This window comes from Paenibacillus xylaniclasticus (genome assembly GCF_004001065.1).
GTDB classification, from domain to species: domain Bacteria; phylum Bacillota; class Bacilli; order Paenibacillales; family Paenibacillaceae; genus Paenibacillus_T; species Paenibacillus_T xylaniclasticus.
The window spans coordinates 75,039-86,744 of sequence record NZ_BIML01000023.1 but is presented as its reverse complement, the minus strand read 5'-3'; the positions used below and the strand labels follow the sequence as shown (position 1 = coordinate 86,744).

The 11,706-nt window shown below is 43.2% G+C and carries 3 protein-coding genes and 1 pseudogene; all 4 read right to left on the bottom strand.

Going from position 1 to position 11,706, the window contains the following annotated elements; translation table 11 throughout:
* Position 1: 1 nt before the first annotated feature.
* Positions 2-199, bottom strand: a pseudogene (locus tag PXY01_RS22915) (subtype I-C CRISPR-associated endonuclease Cas1); the annotation flags it as partial.
* A 75-nt stretch (positions 200-274) separates the two neighbouring features.
* Entirely contained in the window at positions 275-1,303 is a 1,029-nt protein-coding gene (locus tag PXY01_RS17640; RefSeq protein WP_127571689.1) for an LLM class flavin-dependent oxidoreductase, read from the bottom strand.
* A 23-nt stretch (positions 1,304-1,326) separates the two neighbouring features.
* Complete coding sequence (locus PXY01_RS17635) at positions 1,327-7,110, bottom strand: SDR family NAD(P)-dependent oxidoreductase (protein WP_127571687.1); 5,784 nt, start codon at positions 7,108-7,110, stop codon at positions 1,327-1,329.
* A 13-nt stretch (positions 7,111-7,123) separates the two neighbouring features.
* A complete protein-coding gene (locus tag PXY01_RS17630; RefSeq protein WP_127571685.1) occupies positions 7,124-11,704 on the bottom strand; it encodes a type I polyketide synthase in 4,581 nt (1,526 codons plus the stop codon).
* Positions 11,705-11,706: the final 2 nt, after the last annotated feature.

Sequence of the window (11,706 nt, the reverse complement as noted above, 5' to 3'; positions counted from 1 at the left end):
ACTACTTCCACATAAAAGGAGGATACTCGTCCAAATCATTACGCAGATAACGCGCTAGCAATAAAGCCTGAGAGTGCGGAACGAGTCCCCAAGAGATCTTTTCTCCAAGATACAGATGGGTGATTTGCTCCTGCTTTCGCTCCTGCTTTCGCTCCTGCCATGCAGCAAGAACCTTTATTCTTGCGTTGTCGTTCAATAGAGCATGGAATAGTAAACCGCTATCATTTGTCTCTAGAAATAACGTACCAACTCTCTTCAGAGTAAGGTTCTAAATTTATTGCGAACCATGGATTACTGCTCCTGTAGTTTGCTTTCTACTCACTCGTTTTAATACTTCATTCACATGATAATAATCTTCTTCTTGCACAAGATGACCTATTAACAATGCATTAACACCGCTGTCTATATATTTCTGCAAATATTCCGCTACTTCTTCGTAATTACCAACCAAATACGGATCTAGTGAGTTTCCACTTTTATAAGCCCCCATCCAGTAGACTTCATCATATAGGTCGTCACTAGCTAAATGCAGCATCATCTGCGAATTATGAGAGGAGACCTTCCTTCTCATCTTCAATTTTAATCGGCTTAAGCTTGTTACTGGATACAAAGCGCGTGCTGTTTCCCATGCTTCGGATGAAGTAGGTCTGGCGATCATAGAAATCCGAAGTGCAATATTCACCTTTTTTGTATCCATTTTACTTAAATATTCTTGACGAAATTGTTCGATGGGCTGCGGTCTCAAAACAGCTGTCCCCGCATAATGATGCACCAATCGGATACTCTCAGACGAGGACCCCGGGATATAAAATCCCGGAAAAAACTCCTCGCTGATTTGAGAATGGTTGGTCAAAGCTTTAAAGGAAAAATATTGTCCATCATAGCTGAATGGGGCATCGCTTTTCAGAAGTGCTTGAATGATCTCAATATATTCATGCAATCTGGCATACTTTATACTCGGATCGATTATCTCACCTATGCTTTTCAGCTCTACATCGTTGACGCCTGTTATAAAGTTAATATTTATTTTTCTACCATACAGCGCTGCCACCGATGCAATCATTTTGGCTACGGTAAAGGGCTGCATGGAATAAGGTTGAACAGCGATCAATGGAGATAAATTTTGGCTTTGCTGTAGCACCTTGGTCAATACGATCCAAGGATCCAAGGCTGTATGAAAGAAATAGATAAGTGCCCCCTCATAGTTATATTTTTCCGCTAAGCCGACTACCGTTTCGATCCTTTTATAGTCTTTCGTTACGATATTGCACGGGATTTCGCTAAATATACGCAGTGACCCCATCGCATATCCCCCCTTATATGCCTCTACCCTCTGAAGTGCAATTCAAGTGCGGCAAATAACTCAGACGAGGACTGATCAATCTTTGCGAGTAATTCCTCATAATCGCCAGGCACTACGGATTTCGATTCCATTTTAATGATGTACTTCTTCAGCAACGTATTACAATATTTAATCAGTTCAGACGATGCCTTGGAGAAATCGGTACTATGACATCCGAATTCTTGTTGAAGAATATCAACAAACATCTCCAGAGCTCCCATGTAATCATAGAACTCTTTCGAGCTGTTATCACTCCACTCGACCTTGTTACAATTCAGTCCACGAACATAATCAGATATTCGATTGACAGGCTTCAGATCCGAAGGCTCCGTAAATATTTGTTGAAGCAAATGGTCGAACTCTTCAGGCGTGTCTCCAAGCTCCGGATTATGAGCAATCGTGACCACGGAGCGCCGATACGGTTCGATCTCGTCGATTATTTCCTCAATGAGCGAGAATGGGGCAACGAACGGTCCGTATTCTATTGAGCTGCTATTGTTAATAGTTAAGTGGTTATGATTTAAAATATGATATAGCTGTTTCTTGTTACTATAGCCATAAATCAACGCATGGTGATCCGTATGTTTTTTCATATAATATTGAGAATAATACAAGTAGTATTCATCAAATGGGATCAAAATTAGTTTTTTATTTTTTACAAGTCCTTGAATCACATGGTGCAATGTTTCCTTATTAGAGACATCGGTAAACTCTACTTCAAATCCAAATTTTCGAACAAAGCTGCAAAAATCCTCGTTCATATACTCATGAATATTTTGGATATTAATGTATTGATGCATATGATAAACAGTAGGATGGTGAATGTCGAACGATCTTTGCAAAGCATATAACAATTTATAATACTTCGTGATAGGTTTATTGTTAATCTTCATCATGTACATAATACCGCGTGCGTAACAGTCCATCTGCTTCCACGAGAAATAATTATCTCCGGCAAGTACATTTTGCTTAATCATATATTCATCCATATCTGGAATCGACGACTGAATCAGCTTCGTTTCGTAACGTGCGGAAACTGTTATATGCTTGCTTTGGTCGTCTTCTTTAGAATACGACTGGTGAGCATGAGCAGTGGCCTGATTGTTCTCTATGACATCTTCCGTTACATTCCACACGGGTACTTCATAGCCTTCCAGCAGCGTGGACATCTCTACAATATTCTCAGAGCTAAACAAATCCCCTACATTTAGATCTGTTTTAAACTGCTCATTAATCAACTTCACCAAATTAAGCGCTAATATCGAGTCCCCGCCTAAATCATAGAAGTTATCGTACACATTGATGCTATCCATCTCCAATATATGTCCCCATATTTGGGAGAGCGCTATCTCATGCGGAGTATAATCATCAAGAGCTTTACCGTTAGGCTTCACTGGTCTAAATCCGGTACGATTAACAGCAGCTGACGTATTCGTTGCTTGAACTGCGAGTTGCGGCACGAATAAATGAGCTCCAATATCTAAGGAGCGAGTCGGGTTCAATTCCCCAAACAGCACTCCCTGCATAGAGTTGTGCATAATGGTTGACAATGCTTGGAAGCCTTCGTCATTCGATATTGGTTTTAGCAGCAGATCGCTTCCATCCAAACCGAAATCAACGGCCATTCCAACCTCACTCCACATGCCCCAATTGACCGATTGCGTCGCTCTGCCTTTGAGGCTACGAAGCGAAGCATAAGTATCCATAAATGAATTTCCTGCCGCATAGTCAGCCTGACCATGTCCGCCTACTAAAGAAATAACCGATGAGAACAAAACGAAGAAATCGAGTTCGTCCTGTCGCGTAAGCTCATCCAGCAAATAAGTTCCTTTCACCTTCGGCGCAATCGTTTCCCTTGCCTGCTGTTCGCTTTTATTTATAATGAAGCCTTGACCCGCGACACCTGCTCCATGGATAACCCCATCGATTTTGCCATATGCTTCTCTAATCGACTGCAAAGCATGCGATAACTTCTCGGCATCCGTAACGTCTACCGCAAAAGTGATAACAGAGGAGCCTTTCTCTTCAATTTGCATCATTTTTGTGATCTTTGCCGCAATTCTAGAGTCTGGTGAATCCTTTACCACTCGTTCCCATTCTGCCCGATCCGGAAGTGGAGAACGATTGATCAGCACGAAATGGACATTCTTCTGTGATGCGATATAATTCGCAATCTCCAAGCCAATCCCGCCGCCTCCTCCCGTGATTAGATAAACGCCTTGTTCTTTTAATGGCATTACGGAATCCTTCTGCATCGGCTCTGAGATTAAAGAAGGAATATAGCGTTTATTGTCACGATATGCGCAGGCATAATATGATGATGGCGATACAATTTCCGATAGGATGGTGTCAGCGGCGGTTGTTTCATCATAATCGATAAATCTGCATAAGTATTGGTTATATTCTTGCTCAATGACTCTTGCAAACCCTTGGATCGCAGCGGCTACTGGAGAAAGCTCCGTCTCCTTGCCCGTCACTCGGTTGGCCTGCTTGCCGGCAATTACGATCCGACTCCCGGCATGCAGCTTCGTCTGTATAATAGCCTTTACCAGCCGTGATAGACCATACACCCCGTACTCCATTTGATTATCCAGTTCGATTTCGTTAACCAAGCCACTCCCCGTCTCATCAAACAAATATACGAGATGACTTAAAGAACTATGGTCTATAGCTTCGAACAAACGTTGAAAATCTGTCTGGCGAGATATATCGACCCAATATTCCGTCTCGCTAACTTGCCGGTATTCGTTTCTGGCAAAAGCCTTAATTACATGACTACCCTGCTGCTCCAAGCGATGAATAAGCTCCCGTGCCATGTCATTTTTGTCCCGCATAAAAACTAATACATTGCGTACTTCTTGAGGCGCTACCGACGAGGATGCGATCTCTTCGATCCATTCCCTTCGATGAACCCTGTCTTGACTTAGTTTTAGAGTGAGAGCGCTCCGCACTCTCTTCAATGTATAATTCTCAATCTCTGCAATAACGTTTCCATTCAAATCGATAAGTTGAAGATGAAAGGAGACGGTTTCGCGTTCATTCTGTTGTGAAGCCTGTAATTGCTTCATCATGCAATAAAACCGGCTAGGAAGCTTAGAATAAAGCTTTATCGACTTGTAGAAGATGGGCAGATAAATTCCGTTCCCTGCCTTTTGGGACAGTACATTTATTGAGCTATCCAATATAGCAGGATGCATACGCATTTGGCCGATTTCATCAGCAAACGCTTCCGGCATTGAAGCTTCAACCAACAGTTCTTGATCGGTCAACTTTGAAACACTCACCAAATTGTTCCATCTTGCTCCGAAGAAGGTGTTTTCCTTTTCAATGTCGTTATCTTCAAGCTCCTGCATAATGTCTAAACGTCTGTTAAGGAGATCTTCAACATTTACTCTCTTCGGCTCTGAATCCCTAGCCAACTCGGTAATCGTTCCTTCTGCCAGTAACGTGCTTATCTCTCCGCTACGGCTGTAAAACTTAAACTCGTAACCTGCCGAAAGCTTCCTCACGACCGTTTGCACATTCACCGTCTGGTTCAGATCTGCGATCAACGGAGCTCGGTAATAGATATTGCTGAACTCGACCGCGGCAGCTCCCAAATATTTCGATACCGCCTCTAGAGCCATCTCCAGATATGCCGTAGCTGGAATGATACTTTGGTCGAAAATACGATGCTCGTGCAAAATCCAATCTTTTCTCTCATTAAATGTAGATTCAAATACCATAACCTCTGGGTTGTCCAAAATCGCTCTATGTACAAGCGGCAATCCTGTCTTCTTCCCGGCATCATTGAACGCTTCATCGGTACGGGCCTCCGCCCAGTATCTTTTTCGTTCAAACGGATAAGTAGGTAAACTTGCTTTGCACGTATCGATTCCTTGGAAATAAACTTCCCAATTAATTTCAGCACCTCTTACATACCCTTCGGCCAGCGTTCGGTTTAAGGCTTCATTCTGTCCCCTAATTAATGCAGCATTCATTTCTCCATTTAATGTCGCAAGTTGATGATCTGACAACTCGTGGTCCTCTAGCACCTTCTTATTACTCGGCACAATTCTATGCTTGCCATAATATATTTGTTCATCACGCAAGCATTCCCACTCTTCGCACTCCATCAAACGCAGAAGCTTATTCTTGACGTCATCCAAAGAGCGAACCATTATCGCTAATCGTTCCGAGTAATGTCCCCTTCCCACTGTCGATGTATAACATACATCCTCCAAGGATAATGATTTCCTTGTTGGATCGCTGAAAAATTGAATATATTTTTTTACATAACCGAGCAATGCTTCTCTGCTTTTCGCTGACAATGTAAAGATTAATTCTTGATGCGGCTTTGATCGCCGAATAATTCGATTATTTAATAAGTGCTCGGCTTCCTCGACAACGACGTGACAATTCGTTCCGCTGAAGCCAAACGAACTGATACCGGCCCTTCTAGGCGAGTCTGATTCGTCCCAACTCTTCGCTTCATTGACTACATAGAAAGGAGAATTGTTAAAATCGATATAAGGGTTGGCCTCTTTAAAATTCAAATTTGCTGGAATCATCTTATGCTGCATCGATAAGATAATTTTTATTAAACCAGCAATGCCGGAAGCCCCTACAGTATGACCGATATTTGTCTTTGCGGAACCGATTCCGCAAAACTGTTTCTTATCCGTAAACTTCCGAAATGCATTGGATAACCCTTCAAATTCAATAGGGTCACCAAGCACCGTACCTGTTCCATGTGCTTCGATGTAGCTAATCGTTTCCGGCGGAACATTGCTGTTCTTCCAAGCGTTCAAAATGACTTGATATTGAGCCTCCACATTCGGGGCTGTAATACCCGTCGAAGCTCCGTCATTATTAATAGAGCTTCCCTTGATGACAGCATAAATATGATCGTTGTCTTGCAAAGCTTTTTTCAAGGTTTTCAGTACAACGATTCCTACCCCTTCGCTTAGCATAGTGCCCGTCGCGTCCTTATCGAAAGTTCGCACACAGCCATCCTTGGACTCTATCATCTTCAAGCCGTCATCCTTAACCGGACTATTCATTAAACTAATGCCGCCTGCAACCGCCATATCACAGTCGTTCGCCTGAAGCGACCGACAAGCGGTATGTAGAGCTACGAGTCCGGAAGAACAAGCTGTATCAAGAACAACACAAGGACCTTGCCAATTAAAAAGATAAGCGATCCGACTTGCTAGAATGGAGGAATAAGACCCTGTGAAATGTAGAGGGTCCTGTTCGGTAACCAACTGATAGCTTGAAATTTCTGCATGATCCCTTCCAACAAAAACTCCTGTCTTCGATCCCGAAAGCGCCTTTCCTCCGTACCCCGCATCCTCCACAGCTTCCCAAGCCGTCTCTAAAAACAACCTATGATAAGGGTCCATATATTTGGCTTCCTTAGGGGAAATCGAGAAAAACGCAGCATCAAACCGCGAAATATCCTCGAAGTAACCGCCTAGTCCGAAGTCCTCGACTAGCTCCCCCCCAGGACCGAAGTACAATTCACGCGCGAACCGATTCTGAAGCACTGCATTTATATCGGAAAGCCTCTGCTCGGAATAAGATGAAATCGCCGACTTGCCGCTGGCAAGCAGCTCCCAATACTCCTCCTTATTTTTCGCGCCCGGAAATTTGCAGGCAATTCCAACAACCGCAATCTCTCCGGATGCTTGACTCACATTCGTTTCATTTAGCAGCTGCTTTGCCTCGTCACGGGATAACTTATTTTCTACCAATTGCTGCAAAATATATTTTTTTATCTTTTCCATATGTCATCCCCTCTTATATTCTTCGAAATGCTGCATCGATGTTAATTTCGCCATTGATCAATTGATCCAACAAATCATCGAGCTGAGAATCTGACGATTCATCGTTCTTTGGCTCATCCGTTAATAAGCCAAGCTTGCTGCTTATATACCGTGACATCTCATTAATGGTTGGGTAAGTGAATACATCGGTTATATTCACCGTACCTGGATATTCAGACTGCAATTTCCTTAACAAGCTTGTCGCAATAATAGAATTTCCTCCAACATCAAAGAAATTGTCGTCCGCGTTATATTCAGCCTCACCAAGGACCTGCGTCCATAAAGAGGCTACTACGGTTATAACTTGTTCCGGACCTCCTGAGCGTACGCTTGTCGTTGTCGTATTCGGTGCATCTTTCCGTACTTGCCTTCGTTGTGGTTGTTTTGGAGCATCGCATAACTCAATAAGCAGATCCTGGTACTCAGTTTGCAAAAGCTTATTATTGTATTGTCCGACGACAACCCGATGCAAATGAGGGCTTCTTAAGATACGGTCCAATACCAGCATGGCGTTCTCGGGAACAATATCCATAAAGACTCCGCGATCGTCGGTAATTCCATAACGATGCGCCATTCCAATATACTTCCACGCAGGCCAGTTAATAGAAATTGTTCTTCTGTCTGCTTTTGTATTGCTCGCTGCGAAAGCATCCAAGAACATATTAGCTGCTGCATAATCTCCCTGCCCTGCGCCTGCAAAGATCGCCGTAACCGAGGAAAATAGAACAAGAAAATCTGGCTTATCTTCTGCGGTTACCTGATTTAACAAAAACGTGCCTTGGATCTTAGGAGAGACGACTTCATTGAATTGTTCAAACGGTTTGCGAATCAAATAACCGTCGCCTGCAACTCCTGCACAGTGAAAAATGCCATCGATCCGGCTATGTTTCGTTTTTATTTTCCGATAGACTTCAGTCAATTGCTGTTCATTCGCAATATCGATATGGTGTAACTCAACCGTTGATCCCATTTCTTCTATCTCGGCCAATGATTTTGAAACAGCCGCCATTCGAGGATCATTCGCATACTCTTCATCATGCCAGCAATTGCGCGGAGGGAGGGGCGTTCTATTTAGTAGAATAAGATTCACGGCACACTTTGCAGCCAGATATTGTGCTGTCGCTAGCCCCAGCCCGCCTAAACCGCCAGTAATTAAATAGGTACCGTTATCGACGATTGGAAGCTCTTGTTCCTCAGTTCTGTCAACTGATAAACGTACAACCTGTTCCCGATACTTCTTGCCATCACGGAAAGCGACTTGGTATTGCGACTTTGACATAAAGAGCTCTTGGGTAATCCGTTCGCAGCTGGTTGTACTATCCGCATCTATAAATCTTGTGCGAATATCCGGATATTCCTGGCTTATTGATTTGCCTAGACCGCTTAACGCAGCATGCAGGGAATGGATATACGGCTCTGTTGTCGTCACCTCATTAGCGAAACTTGCTACTATATCAAGCTCCAATGGAAGGTTGATCTTCTTCTCCAGCATCGCTTTTAAGGTGTGAAATAAACTGAACAAGGTATTATTTTGCATTTCACCAAAATTGTCTTGTGAAAGAGCAATATCATGATACCCAGTTGCATGGATAATTCGATCAATTCGATATCGAGCCAGTTTGCCAAAGACTTCATACAAATCTCTCTCTACGTTAGTAATAACGTAACAATCGTCGCTCTCATCAATATCCGCTTTACCTAGCAGCAATTCCACAACTCTATGTCCACGCTGCTGCAGCATTCTCTTGAGCTCATTACTGCGCTGTACCTGTGCCATATGCAGCAAAACGATTGTTTCTTGACTTTGCTCAGACTCCGAGCTTTCCTCAAGACACTCACTCCACGCAATCTCGTGTAAGTAAGAATCGATTGTCGACTGCACCTGACGATGAACTTTCTTCATGCAATACTCAGAGATTTGCGCAATAATATTCCCTTGATTATCCATCCAAGTAATGTCCACTGTGACTGTTTCAGCATTGCTGTCCACTTTACGAATGTAACTATAGAAACTAGCGGGCATTCGCCGATATATTTGTATTTCTCTATACATCCAAGGAAGATAAAGGGTATCATCTTCGCTAAGCATCGCTACATGCACAGCATTATCCATTAACGAGGGATGAATAAAAAAATCTTCCATATCCCCGACATAAGTTTCAGGGAGCTTCAGATAGAGGCACACCTCATCAGAACCGGTATAGACGGAATCAACATTATTCCATCTGCCTCCAGTTTGGACAGATTTATTCGATATATCGAACGTGGTAAACTCACTCTTGTCCATACCTTGCAATAATTCAGCAACATTAACCTGTTCCAAAGGAGGTGCTACTGACTTGCTAATCATTCCCTCGGCGTGGATAATCCAGCCTTCCTCTGTTTTACTGCACACGATAAAGCTTCCCGTTTCTTTAAGCACAATTTGAAGTGTTCTCGGTTCACCTTCGTCCACTATGAATGGATACGCGATAACAAAATCTTGAATGACAACGCCTTGAGCCTTATCTTTTGCAAACGCTTCCTTCACAAGATGTAGCATAGCAGCACCAGGGAGCATATAATCACCGTCTACAATATGCTCGCTAATAAACCAATGCCGTTCCACAGATATATCCATTTGAAATATACTGCGATCAATCGAATCTACGACTCTGCGAATTGCGGAAGGCTGTTGATGGATAACATCTGTAAACCATGCCCGATTCGGCAAAAATGGATAGGTTGGAATACTTATACGCCTATGTTGTGTGCCCTCATACATTCTCCTCCACGGAACAGTCGCTCCCGACACATATTCTTCAGCAATTTTATGCAGTACAGCTGGATCTCCTGATGATAGCCATTCCACAACAAGGCCAGAAGCATTGTCAGACGTTACGCTCTTCCTTGGCTCATGTACATTTGAGTATATTCCTTGAGCCGCATCCTGTTTCATCTGTTGTCGCTTCAGCCATTCCAACTGAATTATCAGCTGTTCTTTACTATTAAAGAGCAGCATGACGCGGCAGGAATGATGCGCTCTCCCAACACTTGCCGTATAGCAGAGGTCTCCTAGATCGCAAGTTTCATGAACTAAAAAATCGGAATAAGCGAGGACCAATTGTTCCAGACTGGAACGATTTTTCGCAGACATCACAAGAAAAAGGTTTTGATTTTCATTGCGATTTGCCTTTGTCCGCTGTTCCGGTCCCTCCTCTAAAATTAAGTGTACATTCGTACCGCTTAATCCAAATGAGCTAACCCCGCACCTTCTAACTTCTTCATTCCAATCCTTCAGTTCAGTGTTTACGTATACCGCAGAATCCGCAAAATCAATTTTACGGTTAGGAGATTGGAAGTGAAGCGAAGCGACAAGCTTTTTATGTTTGAGAGACAACGCAGACTTGATGAGCCCTGCAATTCCGGCAGCGTGATCGAGATGACCAACGTTCGTCTTTACCGTACTAACGGCACAAAATTGTTTTCTCTCTGTATAAGCTCTGAAAGCATTTGATATCGCCTGTATCTCTATCGGATCTCCTAACGATGTACCCGTACCATGTGCTTCAATATATGTAATTGTGGTTGGATCAATCTGTGCGTCTTTCCAAGCCTCCATAATAACATCTTGCTGTGCTAGCATATTCGGGGCAGTAAGATTAATGGATGCGCCATCTTGATTCATAGCGCCGCCTTTAATGACCGCATATATTTGATCCCCATCCAGAACAGCGCGATGAAGAGCTTTAAGCATTACAACACCTGCTCCTTCGCCAAAGCTTGTTCCGTCGGACGAATCATCGAATGAACGTGCCTTGTCAACAGATGAATGGATTCCAATATCACGAAGTACGCTGCTAAAAGCAGGAAAATTGTTCAATTTCACTCCGCCGGCCAGTGCCATTTGACATTTTCCATTTCGAATATCTTGACAAGCTAAATAGACTGCCGCAAGTGATGAAGAGCATGCCGTATCTACAACGAGGCTTGGCCCTTTCAGATCCAATAAATACGATATGCGGCTTGCAATAATCGACTTAATATTACCCGCCAAAGCAATCTCTCCGAATTCGGAGCTGACGCTCTCAATCATATCTTTGTACATCTGACCAAAATCGCTGGAATACCCAACGTACACTCCGGTCTGGCTGCCGACTATATCCTCTCCATATCCTGCATCTTCAATGGCCTGCCAGATGGTCTCAAGGAAAATCCTCTGATTAGGATCCATTAATGCTGCTTCTCTAGGAGATATGTTAAAAAACTTATAATCAAAGCCAGCAATATCCGTTAGATATCCCGCTTTGGACCAGCGCATTGAAGGGAATCGCTTTTCTTGATTAAGTAATTGAATATATCGCTCAGCGTCCCGTTTTCTTTGGGCTGATAGCTCTCGAACACGATCGCCTCCCGATTGCAGCATATCCCAATATTCTGCAACGTTTGAAGCGTCAGCAATACGGCACCCGATACCAATAATGGCGATGTCCTTCTCTGCTAATTTATTCATCTGAACAATCGATTGAGAGTACTCCGAGCCCGTACTTTTTCTCTTGAAAACGTTATTCTTCATCC

What these genes read in the sequence shown, in the direction of transcription:
- PXY01_RS17640 (WP_127571689.1), bottom strand. Translation starts at nt 1,303, where the DNA reads ATGGGGTCACTGCGTATATTTAGCGAAATCCCGTGCAATATCGTAACG.
- PXY01_RS17635 (WP_127571687.1), bottom strand. Translation starts at nt 7,110, where the DNA reads ATGGAAAAGATAAAAAAATATATTTTGCAGCAATTGGTAGAAAATAAG.
- PXY01_RS17630 (WP_127571685.1), bottom strand. Translation starts at nt 11,704, where the DNA reads ATGAAGAATAACGTTTTCAAGAGAAAAAGTACGGGCTCGGAGTACTCT.